The sequence below is a fragment of the Malonomonas rubra DSM 5091 genome (genome assembly GCF_900142125.1).
Lineage (GTDB): Bacteria > Desulfobacterota > Desulfuromonadia > Desulfuromonadales > Geopsychrobacteraceae > Malonomonas > Malonomonas rubra.
In genome coordinates this window covers 99,791-123,859 of record NZ_FQZT01000005.1, presented here as the reverse complement: position 1 = coordinate 123,859, position 24,069 = coordinate 99,791, and the positions used below count along the sequence as shown (strand labels likewise).

The following is a 24,069-nucleotide window of genomic DNA, read 5'->3' as shown; positions in this document are numbered from 1 at the left end:
ACTACCCCTGACTTGGCTCTCAAAAAAGATGGTTTGCATTGCCGAACCAACGGCTAGGCCCTTACTCAGTCAGCAATGCCAAATTTGAGCAACCCAAGTTCAGCTAGACACATTTCGCCTTTCGATGGTGAGTAGTAGGCTTGAAAAAATCGAAAATCCCTGCGCCCCTCAGCACGACACTTTTTTTCGATCAAATTCGAAATTCTCATTTTATCCTCACTACTCATGCGCATACCAAAAACAATGCCCTCAAGCTGGGAGAAGTTATAGTTTAGTGGCTCTGGTGCCGGGTCATTGGTAAGCGCGGTTGAAGCAATCAGACGTTGTTCGTCCTCGTGCTTCCAATCAGTGTGCTTCCAAGTCGCACGCTCAAGGCCATTCCTCCAGTGCTTTGTGCGCCAAGACTCAATGTCGTCAGTCACTTCGCGTAAACGTACGCTGGTTGCCCCTGATACAGATTTCATCCACGTGTCTACTAGTTTCCCCATTGGCAACATTCCCATTTCTAGGAAACAATCAAGTGGTGGGGGCTGTTTGCGATATTTGATCGAATGCACATCAAGCTCAATTCCCTGGGCACCTGTCCCTGTCATCCCATTAACACGAAAAAAGCGTTTATCTCCACGCTGCTTAGTCCGAAAAATCAACGCTGCGCCCCGATGTTCGGAGCCATAGGTCCCCCACATAGAGGCGTTCACACAGTTACGGCTAAAGCATGCAACTCGCCATGGGGCAAAATGCAAGTCTTGGAGAAATGCATCGACATACATCTCAGGAAATCGCACGATGAGCGCTATTGTCTTTTGAGCCCAAGCGATATTATCACTTCGGGTAAGCATTCCTAGCTCAAGTTGGCGGCTGACCCTATTGCCAATACTCGCCATGTCCTCCAGGTAATCCTCGACCGGTATGTCGACAGCTGGAGGCCTGAAAGGAATCTCTCCCCAACAGCTTACCATCGCCTTCGCAGTGTTCTCACAGTGTCTTTCAATAGGTAATTCAAACTTGCTGAGATTATTTTCCTTGAGCAAGCGAAACAATTGGGACAATGCTGCTTGATGAACATGAAACAATAGGGCTGTGAAACGTTCGCGACGTAACGGTACTGACTGACTAGCAAGCAGGCCCGCAAGTTCTGTACTCTCAATTTCGGCACAGAAGGCTGAACAGAAATCACGGTAGAGTGCTCGAAAGGAGCTAGTGGGAAGGTCTTTTTCAGTGAGCCATGCACTCACTTTGGCTTGACCAATCTTATGAGGCTCCAAAATCAGCCATGTGCCACAATACCAGATCAATGAGAGCGCATAGTGCCGGAAAAGATTTTCCCACAGTACTTGATCACCATCCCAGAATGTGTCGCTTAAGCCCTCCATGGGATCGTTAAGGGACTCTGGTCGAGCAAAATAAATTGTCTGTTTCTCAAGTTCCTGAAATCCTCCATTTTCAAAGTCGTCACCCAAAAGTGCCTCGGCACTCCTAAAGCGAAATAGAAACTCGCCGCTGTCTAGGCTTGCTTTACCCCCGCTCATCATTTCAACTCCCAGATCCTTTACTTTAGCAGGCTATTCGACTAGAATACTCTTCGGTTCAGGAGGGGAACAAACTCCGAACTAAAAGGTCCAGCCTCGCTACCCCCTCCGCTTGGCTGGACCTTTTCTTTTGAATTGCACTAGCTTGCTTTCCCAAACATTTCTACCCCTCAATACATTCATGGCATAAGAGACAGATATTTTTTACTTCCAATCTCCGCCCCCTTACTCTCGGCTCAACAAAGCAAAACTCTAAAAGCCCTCCAGACAAGCACTGCCTGCACAACCCTCCGTCTCTTCTCCAAACAACCTCTTTAATGTAAGTAGGAATTTCCTCAACTATTATTTCAATCGATAGCCCTAACATACTCCCCCCCCCCGTTTTTCACAAAAAAGCCCACTTTAAGCCAACAGAATATCGATGGCCTCTTACCAGAACCTGAATATTATTATCCAGTTCCCCCAAAAGCGAGACTTGTCGGATGTTTTGTCTAACAAAAACAACACCTTAAGGGCTAGCGCAAATCTGTTTCGTAGTTTACCATATCTACATGGCTGATATCTTTTTTACCGCAGACACCCATTTAGGGCATGCAAAGATCCTGGAATACGAGCCGGAAACACGTGGCCGTTTTTCCAGCATCGAAGAACATGACGAACATCTGATCGAGCGATGGAATAGTGTTGTCCGTCCGGGCGACACGGTTTGGCATTTGGGTGATGTTTCATTTCAGCGCCAGGGTTTTAATTCCGCTCGGAGGCTAAACGGCTACAAGAAATTGATCTTGGGCAATCACGACATTCTTGACAGCCAAGACTATCTGCAGTTGTTTGCGAAACTCCATGGATCTGTCTTTTTCAAGGGCGTTGCACTGCTCACACACTTGCCGATCCATCCACAACAGTTCCATAGATTTGCTTTCAATTTCCACGGACACTTGCACTCAAAATCGTTGGACGATCCGCGATATATCAATGTTGGGGTTGATCAGTGGGATCTGCGACCGGTCAGTTGGGATGAACTGAAAAAGTTGATCGAGGATCGATTATGAACAGACTAATCGCTATCGGAGATATTCACGGCCAACGGATCATGCTGGATGATCTACTTAGTCAGATCGAGCCGACTGATCTGGATCTGATTGTGTTTTTGGGTGACTATATTGATCGAGGCCCAGATTCAAAAGGCGTGATTGATGACCTGATTGATTTCAAGCTTTTCTACCCGCAGACCATTTTTCTGCGCGGCAACCATGAACAGATGTTTCTGGATGCCCTCATAGATTGCGGTATCCGTATAGGAGAACGGCTGTCTGATGTGTCACCGAAATGGGTTAAAGAGATCAGCAGATATAGTGATGCCACCATGTTTAAGCTTAATGGCGGTGAGCAAACTTTAAAAAGTTATGGTGCTGAACTGGTGATGGACTTTCCAGGCTTTACCTTGTTGGGAGAGATTCCGTCAGATCATATCGAGTTTCTGGAGCAAACGCAGATGTGTTTTGAGCATGAGCACTTTGTTTTTGTTCATGCCGGTATCAATCCGCTCTTACCTCTTGAACAGCAGCAATATACGCTGCTTTGGGATCGAGACCTAGAAGCATCCCCGTCAGGAAAAACGGTCATTATCGGGCACACACCATGCCCTGATGGTGCCCCGCTCATTGCTGATGATTTAATTATGCTCGATACCGGTGCGGCCTACGATGGACCGCTGACAGCGATGGATGTGCTCTCTGGTCAGGTTTGGCAGGCTAAACCATGAATCAAGAGCAGCATGAAAAAGCTTGTCAGGAAAAATTCGGCCAGCCGTGGCCGGAAGTGCATGCTTTCCTCGATCAGTACTTTGATTTGGCTCGCAGCATGACGCACCGGGTCATCCTGCACCATCGTAAAGGCATTGAGTTGGTAGTTGAAAAGTTTGGGGAAGCAGCGAGAGGGCCAGCCGAGCAACACGTTGAATTAGACTTTGGCTTTATTCCTGACGGCCCTGCGGATATGGATAAATATTTTTGTCCGACGAGTTGGGAAGAAGAGCGGCTGGTCAAAGAGCAGATAAAAGCTCTTTTTGGTTTGCCCGATGATTGGAGGTCAGAACCGGAGGAGTTTTTCAACAAGATGGTTTTGGTGCGTTCGACTGACAACGCTGTGATCGAGACCTTGCTCAAACATGCGAACTACACCGGGGAAATCATCCAGTGTGGTGATAACTGGGGCTTCGCCGCTTACTTTGACATCCCACGACCGACAAAAGAAAACTGTCGGGAAGCAAACGAGTTCATCACTCAAGCAATAAAGCATGGTGCGGATTATTATCAATGCTCGGTTTTGGCAACTTGGACAAATCTGGAACTTTTCGTTTTTGAGGGGCGCAAAGAACCATTGTGAGAGACAAACGTTAAAAATGAAGATTTTCCCCATTGCAGATTTGCACATCGAAAGCTCTTGGAAACCTCTGGCAACCTATCGTGGCAATCCTGATGTTGTCGTTGCTGCAGGCGATATGCATGTTAAAACCAAGGGGCCGGAAGAGTTGCGGCGTATATTCGGTAACGCAGAAATTATTTATGTTCCCGGCAATCATGAGTACTACGGATCGGCTTTAAAAAAAGAGGATGAACTGCTGCGCGAAGACTGCAAAGAGTACGGAATCCACTTTCTACAATGCGACTCCGTTGAGCTTCAGGGCGTTGTTTTTCTTGGATGCACGCTATGGACTGATTTTGAATTGTTCGGCCCAGAAAAAGAGCCAGAGTGCCGTTTTTTAGTTGGAAAATGGTTGAGGGATTATCACGTTATCAAACTTGATCCAGGTACACGGCGGATGCTCAGCACCTTGGCAACGCAGAGCCTGCACCAAAAGCATAAATCATGGCTGCAGGAGCAATTTCAAATTCACAAAGGAAAGAAACTGGTTGTCGTGACGCACCACGGCCCATCGTCAAAGTGCATCCATCCGAGCTATACAAAGGATTTGGTCAGTGCTGGCTTTGCAAGCGATTTGGATAGCCTGGTCGAGCAGAGCGGTGCCAAATATTGGATTTGCGGCCATAGCCACACAGCCACCCGATTTGAAATCGGCAATACTGAAGTTGTGATGAATTCAGCAGGTTATGCGAAAGAGACCGTTCCCGGCTTTGAGCCGTTTTTGGAGCTTTTGATTTGAACCAACAACAGTACGAAAAAGCCTGCTTTGAAAAGTTCGGTGAGTCGTGGCCGGAAGTCCATCGCTTTCTCGATCAGTATTTTGACCTGACGCGATCAATGTCGCACAGGGTCATTCTGCACCACCGGCAGGGCATCGAGCTTGTTGTTGCCGTGTTTGGAGAGGCAGCGCGAGGCCCAGCCGAGCAACACATTGAATTGGATTTTGGGTTTGTCGCAGAGTCACCGGGTGATCTGGAAAAATACTATTACCCTACCACTGACGAAGAAGATCAGATGATCCAAGATAAAATCAAAGAGATGTCCCCTGTTTTTAATCGTCAAGTCTTGGTGCGCTCGACCAGCAAAAGCCAGGTCGAACAGCTGTACCAGCTGGCAGACCATGTAGGGGAGATCGTCCAGCATGACGAGCATTGGGGCTTTTCCGCATTGTTTGAGATCCCCAGACCGACAAAGGCAAACTGCCAGAAAATGAATGTGTTTATCGGCCATGCAATAGGGCTTGGCGTTGAGCATTGCCATTGCTCTGTGCTGGCGATCTGGACAAGCTTGGAAGAGTTTGTTTCGACAGGAAAGAAGGAACCATGAGGATTGAGATTGAAAACAAGTTAGTTCAAGAATTCCCGAAACTCTTTCCGGGCGAACCGGCGATCATGATCGATGATGGTTGGTTTGATCTGGTCTATCAGCTTTGCAACTTCCTGCAGCACTCTGCCGATCAGTGTGGAGATCCGCAAATTGCTTGCTTCCAAATCAAAGAAAAGTTCGGCGGGATGCGCTTCGATATCGATGGTGAGTGCAACGATTATCAGGCCGGGGCGATCCAGTTTGCCCAGCTGCTATCAGGGGTGATCTGCGACAAATGCGGTCGCCCTGGTACGCAGCAGGGCAACAGCCGTGGATGGTGTCAGACCCGCTGCACTGACTTTGCGGAATAGATAACCTTTTTTGTCCGTGTCATTTCTAGTTTATCGTGTTGTCCGTTTGTTAGTTTATCGTGCTCACCCTGCCGCGAGCAGTGCTGCCGGAATAGTTATACTCGGCTTGTTGTAACCTGAGTATAACCGTCTATCCTTTTCCTTCTCCATGGTTTGCTGCACAGTTTATCGTGAGTTTTCGGAACATTGAAGACATTGGAAAAGAAGTAATAATCATGGTGAGAACTCTCGAAAAAATGCTGGCTAACGAGAAGTCTGAAAATTACGCCCTTCCTCTGCCAGACCACCAGCAGCATCGCCTGATGATGCTAGGGCATTGAGGGGCATCAAATGACACATAAAATCTTGCTATAGAGGCAAAATAAGCAAAAACGCTATGCCTTTCGCTCTCGCCCCTAACCCCTTGTTTATCTGGCTTTTTTGTTGACCAACGGGCCTGCCTCATGTTAGACAGGTGAGTGTAAAAACTTGACACCACAATATATTGTGCTTCCATTACAATGAACCACTAAATATCCTTTTTATGGGGATCACATTCCATGGCTACTGATTTTTTAAACGCTGTCATAATTCTTTTGGCCTTGCCAACATTGACCTTTCTACTAAAGATTGGCATCAAAATGCTCAGTGCAGACAGTGCCTCATTCAAGCACAATAGGGGCTTATGTGAAAAGTCTCCCTTTAAAGTAATAAAAGGGTCTGTAGGCATCAATACCCGCCCTGACTATAGAATAAAGCAGGGAATGGCCATAGATAGCAACAATAGACTTGTCCGGCAGAGCAGCTTTTCTGAAGAAGCTATAAACAAAATCATTGTAGACTAATCCTATATTTAGACACCAGGGTAAACGAAAGCCCGCTACTTTGTAGCGGGCTTTTTTATGCTAGGACAGAAGAATGTATACAACTTTAAGCTTTAAGGGCTGGATACCTACTTGTTCAGGAGGCGGTTTATCTTTTTCAAACTTTGGTGCATGCCAAAACCCAGATTCAATATCGTCAAACGTCCATGACAATAATTTTAGGTATGTTATCACATATCAAAAAAGAGAACTCTCTGATGTAGTCCTCCCTCTTAAGCAGATCCTAACAAAAAAGATATTTGGTCTAGACAGTACTTTTTGGTTCCTTTGTTTAGCCAAAAGACCAATAAAGTACGAAAAGAGCAGTGCAAGAATGCAGGGTACTATTTACCTTTTTCACAGAAAATCTATGTGGAGAGGGCCTGCAGAGAAATTAGTAAAAAAAGCTCAGGAAAAATTGGAAGAATACTCTTCTGGCTGCATAAAACAATATTTTGATGAGGATTACAACTTACTACAAGAAAAAATAAAAAGTTTTTCAAGCTTTGTTATTGATTTCGAACTAAGAAGAAGCGGCGTAGCTACTTTAACATACTCAGCGACAGCCAATCATGGAACCTCTGTGGACGCAATCAATCTGCCAAACAACCCAAAGGAACGACAAAGTGACATACATTACATAACGTCACAAATGTTTTTTTTCCTTAGGGACATTTCTCATCATCACATTCACCATGAAAGTACAGATGATAATATTGTAAGATTATACCCTTTTGATGGAAATGATGACTATAGCTGGAGGTGTGAAACAACTATAGAGCTTCTCAGGAAGCTTCTATTGTACAAAAAATGCAATTCTGAAAAAATATTCAATGATTCCATGGGCTTAATCCCATACCTCAAGTACTTTCTAAAAATTTCAAAAAAAGAAACTGAGAAAACCATCCACCCTGAAATAGATATGGAAATTCTTGAAAGTGCCATATTGGCAGCACAGCAGACAAATAAAAGAAAATCACTTTCAAGTTCGGCAGAGAAAGAATCTATTCTAAATTGGTTAGTAGGGGGCATAGGTCTAATTTTGTCAACAATAGGCCTTTCTCAAGTGGCCAGAATTAAACCGCCTGAAGAAACCTCTGGCTTTTTATTATTCATGACATCGCATATGATTTCCCATACCATAGAAACCATTGGAGTTGTTGCCGGTTTAATCCTTTCTGCTCTAATATGGTTTAGCGTGATTGAACCAAGAGAATGGTCAGTGATAAGGGGGGCTGTAAAAATAATGTTCGCATTTAGGCAGCAAAGCCTAAGTGCACTCATCATATTAATGTCACTTTTGGGATATGTAATTTTCATTGCATGGCTCAGCAAAATCTTTGCATAACCTCCCTTAAAGTGTCGAGGAGATAATATGAGATCTTACAGCAATTTCTCACTCCAGATATCAGGTACTTTCCCCCGAAAATGGATAACCAAACAAATATCCCCGATATAATTCAGACCGATAACGTTACATGGTCTTAGTTCTGTTGAAAAAAGCTATTCGAGAGAGGGTTCATGATGATCCTAGAGATCTAAAGGATAGTTGTAAATTGTCCCACACCATCAGTCCTCATCATCAAGGCTAGGATCAACCCAGACACTAATAATATCAGGCTCTTCTTGGCCTATATTGTTAAGATCGAAGGGTCTTAGGCACTCTATAAAATCACTAAAACTATTCGAAATAAAAAAAAGGCATCCAGCGGAAGGGGGGTCTTCTTCTAGCTCATGGTCAAAATAGTAAATCCCCGGACTACTGTTATCGACGGAAATAAAAATTAAATTTCCACCATCTGCAAAAGCTACGGGCCAAAGGCCCTCAGGTAACCTTCCGCTAAAAATCAATTTTTGCTCAACCAGCTCATTTAGTCCTAAAAATCTTTCAATACCTGAAAAACTTTCTATCGTTGGAATATCAAAAATATTTGCTTCGGGGACAGAGCCACCATAGGACTTAACAAAAGCTTTATACTCTCTGGGAAAGTCCACACCATAAATATTTTCGAATTTATGGACTTCTGAATCACTCAACTCGGGAAAAACTTTTTCAATTGCAATATTCACAGTAAATGCCCCTGGCCTTAACACTAAGGCTTCATATTTTTATTGATTTCCCTAAGAACAGCCGAACCACCTGTGTGGCGTACGCTCTGGTGAATTTTCCTAGGCACTAATTGCATTGTTATACCATCTTCCACATGATGCCAAGTATGGTCCTTGGGAGTTTGGCTTCGGCCAATGGCTTTATTCGCCATGGCACTGTCTCTTTTAACATCACCAGTTAAATTTCTTATTTTTACTTCTGCTTTAGCATATGGCTTGAAATCAGGATACCCCGTTTCTTTGAAACGGACCCCTGAAGGGTGCGTTTTTCCCGCATATTTAGAGTTAATTGGAGTTCTTCCGTTTACCTTCTGCAAACCTGGCAACCTTGAAGCATTTGCATTCAAATTGCCACTTTGTGTGCCCCCTGCCCCTTGCCTTATGATTCCAGCATTCCATTTATGAACAGAATGCTGTGGGCCATCAGAAATAAGAGGACTATTACCGTCTGAATCCACATATTTGTAAGGGTTATTCAAAGAATACGCATAAACATTCATTGCTTGCGGAGAAGCAATCAGCAAAGCATTGATCTGCCCAGAAAACTCATCCACTCCTCGAACCGGTTCAACCGCCAGGAATCTTCCTGGTTCGACTGCCATGTAACGCGCAACGAAATAATTGAGTCCTGTCTCGGTGTCTTTTTCCTTTCCAGCAAAACGTTTATCGCTCTTTTGTGTGCCGTTGATGCTGTACTCTTCACCAAACGGTTTGTAATCCGCCCCCCACACCTTCTTTCCGCTGGAATCGCTTATTGCCAACGGGGTCCCTATCGGGTCCGTGTGGTAAAAGGTAATTACATCAGCGGCCTGTGCTGGCAACACCAACATCAGCAACAAGGCAACAGCGCGTAAATAGAATTTTATAGCTTTCATTTTCCCTCTCCAAACAAACAACTGAAGAAGAGGGTTGGTCTCAAAAGACCACCCCCCTTTTTCAGTTTGATACATTAGTAACTATTTAACACTCACAGTTCCAGAAACACTACCCTCAGGCCCGGACACGGTTACTGACGAAGGAGCAGCAGGGACATCTAAAATAACCATTTCCCAACGCGACTGTGAGCCATCCCACACCATATTCCCGTATCCATCCAAAACCAGGCTCGCATCAATACCTAGAGCACTTGAGGCATAAACCGTCAGAGAGCTTTTGAAGGCATAGTATTCCGCCTTGATTATCTTGATGGTGTTGTTTACTACCGGAGCATAATCAATCACAGCTATATCTGTTACAGGCTCTGACACACCATCTTCGGCTGTAGCAGTGATTGTATTTGTCCCTTCAGCAAGGTCGCTAATTAAACACTCCCAGCTAGCCAAAGACGGATAATTTACCGCTCCAACCACTGCCGCCGTATCGACAGAAACCGACACTGTCGCACCTTCGGTCATAATACCAGTTACAAGCTGACTAGATTCTGTAGTTGGAGTTGCAACCTGATCAATCGTAATACTCAAAGCAACTGGTGGTGGTTCAACCTGCTCTTCCCCTTTGAGCTTTTTGAAGTAGTAATCAAAACCACCAGCGTTAGCCGCCTGATCAACCATTCCAGCCGTTGAGCCCAGCAGGACAATATCCCCTGAACCCTCAACTGCCATCGCAGAACCAGTCAAGTCGCTATTATCGGTCTGATTGGTGTACTGCAGAACCGAAACCGCAACACCATCCTTGTCGTATTTGCCAAAGAACGCATTATCGATAGCAGGATCTGTTGCACCACCATCGAACCGGCCCTTGGTACTACCAAAGACAAAAATGTTTCCGTTGGAATCTACAGCAACGTCGCTGACTGCTTCAAAGTCAGCAGTCCCACCCTGTAGTTGCAGACCAAGCGAAGTCCCACTGCTGTCGAACTTGGCAACAAAGAAATCACTCGCCCCTGCATTCGGTTGCCCATCGACACTACCGTATGTTTCCCCAGCAAGATAAATATTACCGCTACTATCAACTGTGACTGCCTGAGTGAAATCCTCCATCGAAGTCCCAAACAGTTTGGTCCAGAGCCGATTTCCTGAACTGTCGAATTTCACAATGTATGCATCGGATAATCCATTATTGATTTGCGCATCCAGAGCTTCCACCGTCGAGCCAACAACATAAATGTTGCCATACTGATCAGTAACCATATCAACGACCGTATCACTGAGACCGATAGTATGATTACTCTCCCAGTTCAAAACACCATCTTGATCATACTGAATCAGTAGGATTGAATTGGTGGTTTCGATTCTGCCACTTCTTTTGACGATCTCCACAACAGTGCTACCAGCAACTTGGATGTTCCTGCTTGCATCAACACTAACGGCAATAGCTTCTTCATCGCCACCGGCACTATACTGAGCCACAGGCCAAACACTTGAACCATCGGCTGCATACTTGGCAACGAAGATATCCTGGCCAACGCCATCGCTGGTTCCTGCAAGCCCACCTTCGTTGGTACCCACAACAACGACGTTGCCCGCTGTATCAGTTACAAGATCCTGAATATGGTCATCGTTGATAGTTCCAACCACAACCGCATGCTGGTAGTTCCCGGTAGCATCATAAGCAACTAAATACCCGTCCACGGCACCACTATTTGCCAAGCCATGCAAACTGTCGTTGCTATTGACTGCAGCGTAGATGGTACCGAGATCATCGACGGTGACGGCGGAAGCCAAGTCGTCACCGACAGAGCCATCTTGTACCGTCCACAGAGTCGAAAATGCCGTTCCAACTTCATTGACAGTGACATCGATTGCCGAAACATTCGAATCGACCACTCCATCGTTTGCAACAAAACTGAAACTATCACTACCGACAAAACCAGGATCAGGCGTAAAGGTGTAGCTTCCTGTCCCCGCATCCAGAGTCACGCTGCCGTTCGCAGGCGGGATCACAATAGTGTAAGTCAATGGATCCACATCGATATCAGTCGCAATCAGTTGACCATCGAATGCAACATCCATATCGGTCACAATACTGTCTCCAGCACTGACAGGAGCATCGTTCACCGGTGTCACAGTAACCGTCACAACAGCGATATTGGAATCGACAGTTCCGTCATTCGCCAAGTAGCTGAAACTATCGCTGCCATTAAAATCCACATTCGGGACGTAGCTGTAACTGCCATCTACATTCACAACAACAGAACCGTATTCGGCAGCGGTCACTAATGAGTAACCTAAGCTATCACCATCAACATCCGTTGCCTCAGGCAGGTTGCTATTGAACGTGACACCTTCCGAAGTCGTTACACTGTCAATAAATGCCTGTGGAGCATCATTGACAGGCGTAACCGTAACACTAGCAGTGCCGATAACAAACAGACCGCCACTATCAGTTGCTCGGAAAGTAAAGCTGTCGGCACCGTTGAAATCAGAAGTCGGATCGTAGATCAGTTGATTACCGATTACGTTCGCGGTCCCGCCCAGCGGTTGGGTTTCAATAGTAAAGGTATGTGTATCACCAGCATCTGCATCCATAACAACTGGTGTTACCCCTGCGCTGACAACATCTTCAACAGTATTGATCGTAGCGCTGGTAGATGTCGGGGCACTATTAACGCCAGTCACTGTGATTGTGACTACAGAAGTACTGGAATCGACTGTTCCGTCATTGACTTTGAAACTGAAACTGTCGGAGCCGACATACCCAGTATTCGGGGTGTAGGTATAAGCTCCAGTTGCTGCATTATCAATGACAACAGCACCTGAGGTCGCCTGAGCCACCACTGAGAATGTCAGGCTATCTCCATCGATGTCACTACCGGTTAGCATATTGCTGTTTGCAACATCCTGACTGGTGACCAATGTGCCGTCAGCACTGATCGGCGCATCATTGACCGAAGTAATGGTCAGATCGATCTGTGCTGCAGCAGAGTCAACAACACCGTCACTAACCTTATAGGCAAAGCTGTCCGCCCCATTGAAATCAGCTGTCGGTGTATAGCTGTAACTTCCATCCAGATTCACCGTGACGCTACCGTTGGTGGCACCAGTCACCAGTAGATAGGTCAAACTATCTCCATCGGCATCCGAACCGACCGGCAGGGTTCCGTTCAGAGTAGTATCTTCTTGAATTGATGCATTCCCGGCCGAAGCGACAGGCGCATCGTTGACATTGGTGACCGTGATACTGACAGTCGAAACCGCCGAATCGACAACACCGTCGTTGACTTTATAGGTAAAGCTGTCTGCTCCGTAGAAATCGAAATTCGGAGTGTAGGTGTAGGCACCGGTCAACGCATCCAAATCGACAGTACCGTTTGTCGGAAGATCGACTAGGATAAAGGTCAGGGTGTCTGCGTCCACGTCGCTGGCAGGCAAGGTACCGCCGCCACCGACCTCTTCCGTTGTCTCAACCGTATCCGGGCTACTTGCCGGTGCATCGTTGATTGCAGCAACAGTTACTGTGATAGTCGCTACCGAAGAATCGAGAACGCCGTCATTTACAGTGTAGATAAAGCTATCCGAACCGTTGAAATCAGGAAGCGGTGTGTAGTCGTAACTACCATCGGTGTTCACAATGACTGTGCCGTTTGCTGCATCAGTAAACAACTGATAGGTCAAAGCATCACCGTCAACATCAGAACCAGCAGGCAAGGTGCCTGCCAAAGTGACATCTTCGTCGGTAAAAACACTTCCATCTGCAGCAGCAGGGGCATCGTTGATTGCATTTACAGTAATGGTGACAACAGCATCGGCAGAATCGAGGAAGCCATCATTGACCAGATAGCTGAAGCTGTCACTTCCATTGAAATCATCCAGCGGAGCATAGGTGTAGCTACCATCGGAATTCACTGTAACGGTGCCAAACGCAGCATCTGTGACTAGTGAATAGGTTAAAGAATCTCCGTCAACATCAGTCCCCGTCGGAAGTGTTCCGTTGAGCAGGGTATCTTCTTGGACGGAAACGCTGTCAGTGCTTGCAACTGGCTGATCGTTGACCGCTACAACGGTGACGGCAGCGGTTCCAACAGCAAACAGTCCACCACTATCTGTCGCCTTAAAGGTAAAACTGTCACCACCGCTGAAGTCAGTGCTTGGATCATAAACCAACTTGCCGTCAACAACCGATGCCAGGCCGTTAGTCGGTTGGGTTTCGATTGTGAAAGTATGGGTGTCCCCAAGGTCAGGATCGACAACTGCCGGAGTAACTCCTGCGCTTACAACATCCTCGTTGGTGGTAATGCTTGCTGTTACAGAGGTAGGTATATCGTTAACCGAAGTGATGGTCAGATCGATCTGTGCCGCAGCTGAATCTATAGCACCATCATTAACTTTATAGGTAAAGCTGTCCGATCCATTGAAATCAGCAGTCGGTGTATAGCTGTAACTTCCATCCAGATTCACCGTGACGCTACCGTTGGTGGCACCAGCCACCAGTAGATAGGTCAAGCTGTCACCATCGGCATCTGAACCGACGGGTAGAGTTCCGTTAAGAGTTGAGTCCTCTGGAGTTGACGCAATACCAGCCGAAGCGAAAGGGGCGTCGTTGACATTGGTGACTGTGATGCTGACCGTCGAAACCGCCGAATCAACAACACCGTCATTGACTTTGTAGGTAAAGCTATCGGCTCCAGAGAAATCGTCATTCGGAGTATAGGTATAGGCACCAGTTAACGCATCCAGATCGACAGTACCGTTCGTTGGTAAATCCACCAGAATAAAGGTCAAAGTATCTGCGTCTACATCACTGGCAGACAGTGTTCCGGCGCCTCCAACATCTTCTGTGGTCTCAATTGTATCTGGGCTGCTTGCAGGGGCATCATTGACCGCCACAACTGACACTGTCATTGTCGCCGCTGCAGAATCGAGGACAGCGTCATTTACAGTGTAGGTAAAACTATCCGAACCGTTGAAATCAGCAATCGGTGTGTAGCTGTAGCTACCATCAGCATTTACTATGACAGTGCCGTTAGCAGCATCAGTAGCCAATTGGTAGGTAAGGCTGTCTCCATCGGTATCTGAGCCAACAGGCAGGGTTCCAACCAAAACAACATCTTCGTCGGTAGAAACGCTTCCACCTACAGCAATCGGAGCATCGTTGATTGCATTTACAGTGATAGTGACAACAGCTGCGGATGAATCGAGAAGACCATCGTTGACCAGATAGCTGAAACTGTCACTTCCACTGAAATCATCCAGCGGATCATAGCTGTAGCTACCATCTGGGCTCATAGTAACGGTACCGGAAGTAGCATCCATGACCAGTGAGTAAGTTAAAGGATCACCGTCAACATCACTTCCGGCCGGAAGTGTTCCGTTGAACAGGGTATCTTCTTGGGCAGTAATGCTGTCGATACTAGCTACCGGCTGATCATTAACGGCTGTAACGGTAACTGCAGCGGTTCCGACAACAAACAATCCTCCAGCATCAGTTGCCCTGAACGTGAAGCTATCAGCGCCATTAAAATTCTCATTCGGGGAGTAGGTCAGCTTGCTATCAATAACGGATGCGAAACCACTTGCTGGTTGAGTTTCGATGATAAAGGTATGAGTATCTCCAGAATCAGAATCAATAACGAGCGGAGCGGTACCTGCACTTACGGTATCCTCGTTTGTAACAATATTTGCTGTTGCCGACGTTGGAGCATCGTTAACGCCTGTGACGGTAATTGACGCAAGGCCTTCTCCACTCAAGCCACCATCGTCCGTAGCACTGTAAATAAAACTATCTGAACCGCTGAAATTATCATGCGGGGTGTACTCGAAACTCCCATCAGCATTAACCACGACACTACCGCCAGTTGCAGCGCTGACAAGGGCATAGGTTAAAGCACTACCCTCAGTATCTGTCGCTACCGGCAAGGTTCCACTGTATAAAGTTTCTTCAAAAGTACTAAACGAGGTATCTGCAATCTTTGGCGCATCGTTTACTGCAGTAACTGACACTGAGAAATTATAAACATTACTGTTATCAAAACCGTCATTTACATAAACAGGAACGATCAGTTCGCCGTAATAATCATCAGCTGGAACAATTTCATTCCCATTCAGGGCATAATTGCTTCCATCAGCAATGGTCATGACAAAATCGGCAGGATAGCTGCTATCAGTATCTTCGACCGTCAAATCATCAAAAACGACAGTGTAACTTGAGTCTTCAGCAATCGTGATATTGTTCTGCCCAACAATAACCGGAGGAATATTGCCCAGCATGGTGATGCTATCGCTGTAAGCTGGAGTTGTTGTCCCATACCCGTCACGGTATTGGACATAAGCTGTTTTTAGGCCGCCGCCATCCGAGAGCTGCCATGTTTTTGTAGCGCTGTACGGCTCCCAAACAGACCATGCTCCACCATCTGGACTGAAACGCATTTCAGAACAATTATTCCCGTTACTGGAACACCATAAGTCCAATTGCGTGTTCGTACTTTCGGTTGTTGCACTACCCCCTTCAATCAGCAACGAACCAAGAGTCCCTGCCAGGTAACACGTTAAACTGTAGGCTGGTGTCTCTTCTGAGCTCATCCCCCCAGCAACAAAGAGACTTCCATCAGACATAGGCACAACAGTATCCGCAAACTCTGCCTGCGACAGCAAAATACCATTTGTGCCGAAAGAGCTATCTAACGCACCAGACTGATCATAACGGACAAGACCGGCGGCTGTTTCACCAGTCGGCTCGTAGGTATCAAGGCCTGCAACAACTAGCTTGCCATCTCTTTGAACGGCACAATCCCTGACCCTGAAACGTTCGTTTTCCCTCGTCCATACCTGAGTTAAAACTTGTCCGTTACTGCCGAAGTCAATATCAAGGCTACCATCGTTATTTATCCGAGAAAGTCCAACCAAAAGGTCCGTTCCGCTATCTGGATAAACTTCGCCGACAAGATTGGTTTTTCCGTTACCAGCAGGCATTGCACATACAAGGTCACTTGGTCCGCTTAGGCTGGTTTTTACAATGCCTCCAGAGCCAAAAGAGGTGTCCAAGTTGCCATCAGAACCATATCGTACCAGTGTAAAGCTATCTACAGACGCATCCTCACTGGTTCCCGCGACAATAATCTTCCCCTCATCATCCAAGAGTAAGCTGTTAGCCGCTGCAGAAACAAAACCATCCAATGGAGTCAGAACATAGCCGCTACTGCCTCCAAACTGTGTATCCAAAGAGCCGTCACTGTTGTATGCAATAACCAACAGCGCATCGTTAGCACTAAGGTCATCTGGTTTACTATCCCCAGACACATAAATCTTTCCGTCTGAACGACACACAACACCGGAACCCGTTTCATAAGCCCCAAGATCGGTTGCAACATAGCCAGCACCGCCAAAGCTACTGTCCAAGCTTCCATCGGCAGTAAAACGGATCAAAAGAATATCGTTTTTAGTCACCGCACTATACGACTCACCAACAACCAATATCTTTCCATCAGGCTGCAGGGTCATCGAATTCAGGAGTGTCATCCCTCCTAAAGCGACAGCAACTTTCCCTGTACTTCCAAAGGTGCTATCCAGCGATCCATCCGAATTGTAGCGAACCAAATAAACCCCTTGGTCCACGCCCTCATCGCTTTTCGAAAGAACAAGAACCTGGTCGCCGGACAACGCCAATGTCTCGATAACCGAATCATGCTGCACAGCACCAGCGACAACACCATCTACTCCAAAGCTGGCGTCCATGTCGCCAGCTTCAGGCAATCGCACTTCGAGATCGAAAGCTGGCAGTGACACAGTCTCCAACCCATCAGTTACACTGATTACAATGCCAGCGTAAATCCCGGAATCTTCTAGGACAGGTAGCCCCGACAAGGTTCCGCTTCCCGAATCAAAGTTCGCCCAATATGGTTTGTTGACAATTGTGAAACTAAGCGTGTCCCCATCTAAATCCGTTGCAATTGGCGAAAAAGCATATGCAGTATCTGGATTGGCGATTCCGGTTGGTGTTCCAGATATAGCGGGAGAATTATTCACACCATTTACAATTATCGACAGGTCAAAAATGCTACTTTCGTCAAACCCATCATTTACAGTCACAGGAACTGTCAAGGTTCCATTGAAATTCAAATCTGGAATGATAGTGAGACCTGCGATTGTATAGTTGCTGCCCGGCAGCAAGCTAAGAGTAAATCCAAATGGATAGCTCCCCTCAGGATCGTCCACTTGCAAATTACTCAAAGAAATCGCTAGTGAAACGTTTTCATCGGTCTCCAATACATTCTGGCCGGTTATTATTGGAGGGATATTATTCTCACCCGAGCAGACAAGCTCGCATTCACCAGAGGTGCCGACAACACCACCGTTCGAGCAGGGAGGGCTGGCAATTATCGGGACATCCTGGCAGAGGTCATTCGCCAAAACCAGGTCATAATCACCAGGGCAAGAAGGATCCGCATAACACTTATCAACGCTGTAGTCCATTGTGCATGATGGTGCATAATAATTATCGACATCCCTTGTGCAGGTTGTCCCCGAAAGCACATACTCAGCCGATGGACAACTATATTGAACTTCCGATTCATTAAATAAATTCAGCCAATCTTCCGCATAGTAATAAGAAGAGAAATAGCTATACTGGTAATTGATCTGTACAAAACTGCCTAAAGGAGGATAGGTGAGATATGGATTACTTTCTTCTGACTCTCTCGATCCATAAACAGACCCAGGCCATTCTGCTCGATACCATGTGACCTCACACTGACCATCAAATTCAAAATCAACATAAATCGGACCACTTTCCCAAGTTCTCCCTCCCAGTCCAACAGTATTTTCGTCAATGGTTGCTCGACAACTCCCAGAGGTTCCCGTTGTGCATTCTGCTGAAAAGTACGAACCAATATTCGCCTTCCCCGTGCATGTCCAATTAGCTGTCGCACCAATGCTTTCCTGGGTAACTGATACACATTGATTTACCCCTGAATCATAAGTTCCTGAACCACAATCAGGGTCCTTTTCACACTGATTGCGAGAAAAATTATAGCTGTAACCGGCCGGGCACTCAGGCGTAGTGATTTCGCACATATCACCTGCAACGTTCAGCGTACCGCCATCAGAGCAAGGTGGACTTGCATAATCCAGTGGAGACTCACATTGTCCAGTCGTTGGCTCATACTCATAGGGGGCGGGACACGAGCTCTCCATGATGACGAAATAGTCATCACTGATATCACTCACCAGCTCAACTCCATTCGCATCAAAAACTGTGACTCGAACCTCAGATTGTGGAACTGAGCAATTGACTGGTGGAACGGTCCAGGAATAGGAAGTTTCGGTTACTCCGGCGGCAATTTCTTTCCAAGGCGCAGCCGGTGTCAGACGATACTCAAGTAAGGAGTTATCTGCTTCTCCAGAGGCAAACCACGAGATTGTTTGGATTTCGCCGGAAACAAGCAGTTCACCACCATTCGGAGATTCCAACAATACCGAAGGGCCGGTGATGTCGGCAATTGCAATCTGACCTGTCGTGACCGACACCGACTGTTCAATACCAACAACCTTGACAGCCCAATCACCAGCGGAAACCACAGCACGATATGATCCATCGACCGCCGTTTTAACGGTGCAACTCTTGGGACCGGCGGACTCGCTGATGATCACAGGCAAATACTCACCCATACGACCATCTACATACTGCACCACACCTTCAATTGCAGCATCGGCATCTGTTGCGACAATGATCTGATCAGTCAGATTGCCACCAGCAATGGTCACATCCAAACCATCACTGACATAGCCAAGTACTTGGCTGTATTCGTTGCCCAGTGCTAGCTTCCAGTCACCATCTACTAAACCAAAACTGTATGCACCGGAGGCATCGGTCACAGCCCAAGCTTGCGGTTCGTCATCTCCTACCTGCGTAGCATAAACTGCAATGCCCACAACCGGATTGCTGGATTGGTCAAGCACGTACCCGCTCACTGTTGGTATTGCAGCTTCAAGCGCAATATCCGCTCCTGAGTAATCAGCCGACAGATTTACAGCAACCTGTGACGTTGCTGGCACCAGATAACCTTGGAGAGCAGGCGCACTACTCCCCTCAACTGCGACCCTAACGCTATAGCCCCCAACAGGGAGCTGCATTGAGTAATTGCCATCAGCATCTGTCAGAGCGTAACCGACATAACGCTCACTCTCCGCAACAACCAGCAGACCAGAGACACCTGCATCTTGAACCGTAACCGACCCGCTGAGCTGATATCCACCAGACAATACACTTAAATCATGACTGGCCACCTGTTCGCCAACACCAACGGCAACGGTGTTTAAAGCCTTCAAATCACGTGTATATCCGAAAGCCATGGGAGCGACCAGATAGTCACCAGGCTCTTCCACATTGAACAGGTAGTTCCCCAACTTGTCTGTCAATGCGTAAGCAACTGGCTTTTGCCACTTATCGAGCAGCTGAACATAGGCGCCAACCACAGGGCTGCTACCATCATTTAAGGTCCCAGCCAAAGTTTGTGCCTGAACCTCCGGATCTACCGTAAATGAGTAGACCGCAACCTCTGTTCCAGTGGTCGTTTGCAGCAGATAGCTCCCCGGTGCGTTGGAGCGATCAAGAGCATCATAACTTGGCAAGACCAGACTGATACGGCCATCGACAACGCCATCGGTATCACCAACGACACCAGCAGAAGTAGCAGCACCATCGGTTATCCGGAACGACCGAACAACCGGCTCGCCGAAATCAACCGCTCCGTTTTCGTTGGTATCGAAGATCTGTTCAAACAACACCTCTTCACCTGCCGATGCCAAATCATCGATCAAAATGCTGATCGAGGTTTGCTCTGAGGCAGTGATACTTTCCGGTGTTGGGCGCACCACCATTCCATCATCAAACGGATATGGATCAAGTTGATCCTCGATACCATCGTTGTCATCATCGCTATCGCAAAGATCGCCCAACGCATCATCATCAGCATTAAGCTGATCGGCATTTGCCAGACTCACGCAGTTGTCAATACTGTCACCCACGCCATCACCATCGGTATCCGGCATGATCTTGGCCATCAATTTACCGTACAGATAAACATAGTCAGCCAAAAGCGTGCCATCCGGTGCTGTTTCTGCCAGCACATTGCCGTCCAACCCATAGTGATAAACGGTCGTTTCACCTTCGGCTGTTTTAACGACCCGCTGTCCATCAGCATCATAGGCATAGCTGCCAGCCGACAAACCGTTCTTTTGCACTGAGTTCAAATTGCTATGGTCATCGTATCCGAGAAGATAATTGTCGCCCCCCCAACTCCCACTGGTGGCTTTTCCTGTGTTGTCATAGCCGTAGCTAGCAGCTTCTGGACCAGCTATTGAGGTCAAACGATAATTGGTGCCTGAATTAACAGTATAAGAAGAGGTATTGCCATTGATGGTTTTCGAGGTCCGGTTGCCAAGAGGATCATAGCCGTATGCTCCAGCCCCCCAAGCTCCGTTGAAAGTCATTAAACGATTCAACTCATCGTAAGAAAAATCCTGACTTTTGCTTCCATCAAGATTGTCCATAATAAGATTGGTATTGCCACGACTGTCGTACTGGTACTGCAAGTCCAGCAACGAACCTGCTTGAATTCTGTCAGTGACAAAACGCGCATTGTAGCTATAGTCGTTCTGTACACCGTTGTTATAGGTAAAGATTTCCGGCTGCCCAGCCAAAGTATGGGTGATCGGAGAATCGATATAGCCTGGAACTGTATTGATTTGATTTTTCGTGTTGTAGGTATAATCAACAACACGCCCATTTGGGTAAGTGATGGCCGTCAGGTTGTCGTTGCCATCATAATCGAAACCCATTGAATAGGCTCGACCACTAATTGTCTCGGTTTTACTTGTCGGCCGGTTTACCGGGTCGAAACCTATAGTGATATTCGCACTCGGTGACACCACTGACGTACGGTTGTCCGCGAGATCATAATCGTAATTAAGAGTGCTACCAGTCGATAGATTTTCAATTGATTTCAGACGATTGATCGCATCAAAAGTGTAATCCCAAGTGATATTACTGGAATCCCTTTTGGTGTCGATGTTACCGACACTATCGCGCGTGTATGTAATAGTGCCGGTCTCTGGGTGGGTTTCGGTCCACAAAAAACCGGTGGTTGGGTAGTAGGTATAGCTGCGTGCCAGTCCCGGCTGGGCAATGTCAGTCAAGCTACCAAGAATATTGTAGTCGTAACTGGTGCTGTAGTTCTTGGCATCAACAACTTTCTTCAGCAGCTGTTCATCCGGGCTGCCGAATGAATGATAGGTATAGACTGTCTTTTTACCTGCCTCATCGGTTACTGTCACGAGCGAACCGGCAACATCTGCTGAATATGCATAGCCGATGTAATACCCCTCAGATCCAAGATGCGTCACTCGTGTGGGGCGTCCAAAGAAGTCGTAATCGACCTTGTCACCGATATTGGAATCATCTGACAGCTTGTAACCATAGGCCGCATATTCAGTGCTGGTAGTCACTGCAGCAGTGTTACTGCTACTTGTTTGTCGTCCGAAACCATCATAGTTATATTCTGTGGAAAAACCGCCTTTAAGAACTGTCTTCTTTGAGCTGTCCGGCTCATAACTGATTGTTGTCAGATTTGATGGATCAGAACTACTAGAAGGAGGTGTAATCCGGGTCAGTCGCAGATTCCCATCATACAGATAAGCTGTGGCGTATCCTCGACCATTCGTTTCACTGGCAATGGTGCCGTTGTCATTAATGGTTCGGCTAATCGAATAGCCGCTAATCGGTTTGGTAATCGTTCTTACTCGCCCTTTGTCCCAAACGTAGGTCGTGGTATTCTGATTGGCATCGGTGATGCTGTTGATGTTGCCATTGCTGTCATAACCGTAATCGGTTCTCACACCGAAACGGATTGAGTAGTCAAGGCGACCATCGGTCAAAAATTGATTATCGATGGAAAAGCTACCCGACAGACTCCCGGTGATTGTTTCGTAGTCGATTTTTCCAGCAACAATGTTCTTTGCCGTGTTGTACCAATAGGTCAGATTGCGGGTACGGTCTAGATGTCCACTTTCGACAATCTCTCTTGGGTTTGCATAGTTGTCGAAATCGCTGTAATTAGTGGTATAGCTGAAGCCGTTACGGGTAATCTTTTTCTGCGCTAATTGCGGAAGCGAAATTTGCGGATCGTAGATCCAGCCACCTTTATTGTTCCAGCTTGGATTCCCTGTCGTATCATTCGAGATGGTGGCCCCTTGAGTCCAAACATACTCTGTCACCTCTGACAGGGAACCTTGAATAACCTCGGTTTTTAACGGCTTGCCGATTTTCCAGACGGTTCCGTTACAATCGTCGCCAGGGCAACTTCCCCAGCCGTAATAAGTGTGTCGTTCGCTCACTCCGTTAGGAGCGCTCACTGTTGTAGTCGCCCCAGAGCTCGAACCGGAATTGTAGCTGTAATACCAGTTACCCAGCAGTGCACCACCACGATCATACTGTGAACGTTCCGTGATAACACTGAAACCGACATCAACCATGCCAGTATCAAACATCACGTCACTATAATCGTATTCAATCTGGCCGCCAGTCGGATAAGTCATACGAATCAGCTCATGACCATATTCATCACCCATTAACGGGCTGGTCGGATCACTCATGTCATATTCGTATAGCCAAGGGGTTCCCTCTGTAGGGTGTACTTCTCGCAGGAAACTACGATACGCGTTAACTGCAAGGGTCTCGACTTCATAGATGTAGTCGATAGAAAGGCCTGCCACTGAAATGTTTTTCAGTTGGTGATAGTTGGAGTCATAAGTGAAATTGACTATCCGTCCGGTACTGTCGATAATCCGTGTGATCAGGCCGTAGTTACCTTCAAGCAGACCATTTATCGCTCGTTGTGTATATTCAATGCTGATTGAAGCGGTTTGCGATGGGTTTTCAATCTTGGTTACTTGGGCAACAGGATCGCCTGATACCTCATAGCCGGTACCATCAATGCTGTACTTTGCGGTATAGATCATCCCTTCAGGAGAAATAACTTCCCAAGTGGTTTCAGAGGTGGGTACTGTAATGTTCAACCCAACCCGTTTCATGATCCATAGATCGTTCGAGATAAACTGGTCGGGGTTGTTCTTGTCTTTATAAAAGATATGCCGCGAACCATCAGGTAGTTCGAAAATCGGATTGTCGGCCAGATAGCGATTACTACTACCGGTTCCACGCGGATTCTTGATGATACCCATGTGCATATACCAGCCGAGGCCCAGTGGGCTTTCTTCTCGACCTGCGGTGATTGTTTTGATTGGCTGATCCCGGCGCCCCCAGATTGCACTATCGTAATAGCGCATGATCTTAAGGTCCAAACCACCGTTACCCGGCAGTTCAATATCGGTATGCACAATTGACAGGTTTCCAGAGAAAGGATCTACCCTCTCTAGTGGTACCTGCATTGACGGGCCACTATCAAGCTCGACACCTTGGCTGTAAAAGGGGTCGCGTGGTGGATCATTGCTGGTATCGACAGTTTCAGCAAATGTTGCGAGTGGAAAAAAGCAAACGACGGCAAATAGAAGTATCTTGATGAACTTCACAGCACCCCTCCTGAGGACAATTTGA

At 46.8% G+C, this 24,069-nt stretch carries 12 protein-coding genes; 8 read left to right on the top strand and 4 right to left on the bottom strand.

From position 1 onward, the window contains the following. Nucleotides 1–65 precede the first annotated feature (65 nt). Nucleotides 66–1,529 carry a hypothetical protein gene (locus tag BUB13_RS08655; RefSeq protein WP_161947634.1) on the bottom strand — a complete coding sequence of 488 codons (1,464 nt, stop codon included), beginning with the start codon at nucleotides 1,527–1,529 and terminating at the stop codon, nucleotides 66–68. Between the two features lie 551 nt (nucleotides 1,530–2,080). Here BUB13_RS08655 and BUB13_RS08650 point away from each other — a divergent pair. From BUB13_RS08650 to BUB13_RS08615, 8 genes are all read left to right on the top strand, one after another. Continuing rightward, on the top strand, nucleotides 2,081–2,581 hold the full coding sequence (locus BUB13_RS08650; protein ID WP_072907933.1) for a hypothetical protein: 501 nt from the start codon (nucleotides 2,081–2,083) through the stop codon (nucleotides 2,579–2,581). After that, nucleotides 2,578–3,294: a metallophosphoesterase family protein gene (locus tag BUB13_RS08645; protein WP_072907931.1), complete on the top strand. Its 717-nt coding sequence runs from the start codon at nucleotides 2,578–2,580 to the stop codon at nucleotides 3,292–3,294. Before BUB13_RS08650 ends, BUB13_RS08645 begins: the two co-directional genes overlap by 4 nt. Continuing rightward, entirely contained in the window at nucleotides 3,291–3,917 is a 627-nt protein-coding gene (locus BUB13_RS08640) for a DUF6915 family protein (protein ID WP_072907929.1), read from the top strand. The genes BUB13_RS08645 and BUB13_RS08640 overlap by 4 nt, the downstream gene beginning before the upstream one ends. 16 nt (nucleotides 3,918–3,933) lie before the next feature. Beyond that, nucleotides 3,934–4,695, top strand: coding sequence for a metallophosphoesterase (locus BUB13_RS08635; RefSeq protein ID WP_072907927.1), 762 nt, complete (start codon nucleotides 3,934–3,936; stop codon nucleotides 4,693–4,695). Beyond that, nucleotides 4,692–5,282: a DUF6915 family protein gene (locus BUB13_RS08630; protein ID WP_072907925.1), complete on the top strand. Its 591-nt coding sequence runs from the start codon at nucleotides 4,692–4,694 to the stop codon at nucleotides 5,280–5,282. The genes BUB13_RS08635 and BUB13_RS08630 overlap by 4 nt, the downstream gene beginning before the upstream one ends. Continuing rightward, nucleotides 5,279–5,632, top strand: a complete 354-nt coding sequence (locus BUB13_RS08625) for a hypothetical protein (protein ID WP_072907923.1) — start codon at nucleotides 5,279–5,281, stop codon at nucleotides 5,630–5,632. The genes BUB13_RS08630 and BUB13_RS08625 overlap by 4 nt, the downstream gene beginning before the upstream one ends. A 539-nt stretch (nucleotides 5,633–6,171) precedes the next feature. Continuing rightward, a complete protein-coding gene (locus tag BUB13_RS08620) occupies nucleotides 6,172–6,456 on the top strand; it encodes a hypothetical protein (protein ID WP_072907921.1) in 285 nt (94 codons plus the stop codon). Nucleotides 6,457–6,529: 73 nt separating this feature from the next. Beyond that, nucleotides 6,530–7,822, top strand: a complete 1,293-nt coding sequence (locus BUB13_RS08615) for a hypothetical protein (RefSeq protein ID WP_139249338.1) — start codon at nucleotides 6,530–6,532, stop codon at nucleotides 7,820–7,822. Nucleotides 7,823–8,043: 221 nt separating this feature from the next. Here the strand turns inward: BUB13_RS08615 and BUB13_RS08610 are convergent, their stop codons facing one another. From BUB13_RS08610 to BUB13_RS18775, 3 genes are all read right to left on the bottom strand, one after another. Then, on the bottom strand, nucleotides 8,044–8,544 hold the full coding sequence (locus BUB13_RS08610) for an SMI1/KNR4 family protein (RefSeq protein WP_072907918.1): 501 nt from the start codon (nucleotides 8,542–8,544) through the stop codon (nucleotides 8,044–8,046). Nucleotides 8,545–8,567: 23 nt separating this feature from the next. Beyond that, a complete protein-coding gene (locus tag BUB13_RS08605) occupies nucleotides 8,568–9,458 on the bottom strand; it encodes an HNH endonuclease (protein ID WP_161947633.1) in 891 nt (296 codons plus the stop codon). Between the two features lie 81 nt (nucleotides 9,459–9,539). After that, entirely contained in the window at nucleotides 9,540–24,044 is a 14,505-nt protein-coding gene (locus BUB13_RS18775; RefSeq protein ID WP_072907914.1) for a tandem-95 repeat protein, read from the bottom strand. Nucleotides 24,045–24,069: the final 25 nt, after the last annotated feature.

Bases quoted from the DNA above. Each gene is read 5' to 3' on its own strand.
- BUB13_RS08655 (WP_161947634.1), bottom strand. From the start codon at position 1,529: ATGAGCGGGGGTAAAGCAAGCCTAGACAGCGGCGAGTTTCTATTTCGC.
- BUB13_RS08650 (WP_072907933.1), top strand. From the start codon at position 2,081: ATGGCTGATATCTTTTTTACCGCAGACACCCATTTAGGGCATGCAAAG.
- BUB13_RS08645 (WP_072907931.1), top strand. From the start codon at position 2,578: ATGAACAGACTAATCGCTATCGGAGATATTCACGGCCAACGGATCATG.
- BUB13_RS08640 (WP_072907929.1), top strand. From the start codon at position 3,291: ATGAATCAAGAGCAGCATGAAAAAGCTTGTCAGGAAAAATTCGGCCAG.
- BUB13_RS08635 (WP_072907927.1), top strand. From the start codon at position 3,934: ATGAAGATTTTCCCCATTGCAGATTTGCACATCGAAAGCTCTTGGAAA.
- BUB13_RS08625 (WP_072907923.1), top strand. From the start codon at position 5,279: ATGAGGATTGAGATTGAAAACAAGTTAGTTCAAGAATTCCCGAAACTC.
- BUB13_RS08620 (WP_072907921.1), top strand. From the start codon at position 6,172: ATGGCTACTGATTTTTTAAACGCTGTCATAATTCTTTTGGCCTTGCCA.
- BUB13_RS08615 (WP_139249338.1), top strand. From the start codon at position 6,530: ATGTATACAACTTTAAGCTTTAAGGGCTGGATACCTACTTGTTCAGGA.
- BUB13_RS08605 (WP_161947633.1), bottom strand. From the start codon at position 9,458: ATGAAAGCTATAAAATTCTATTTACGCGCTGTTGCCTTGTTGCTGATG.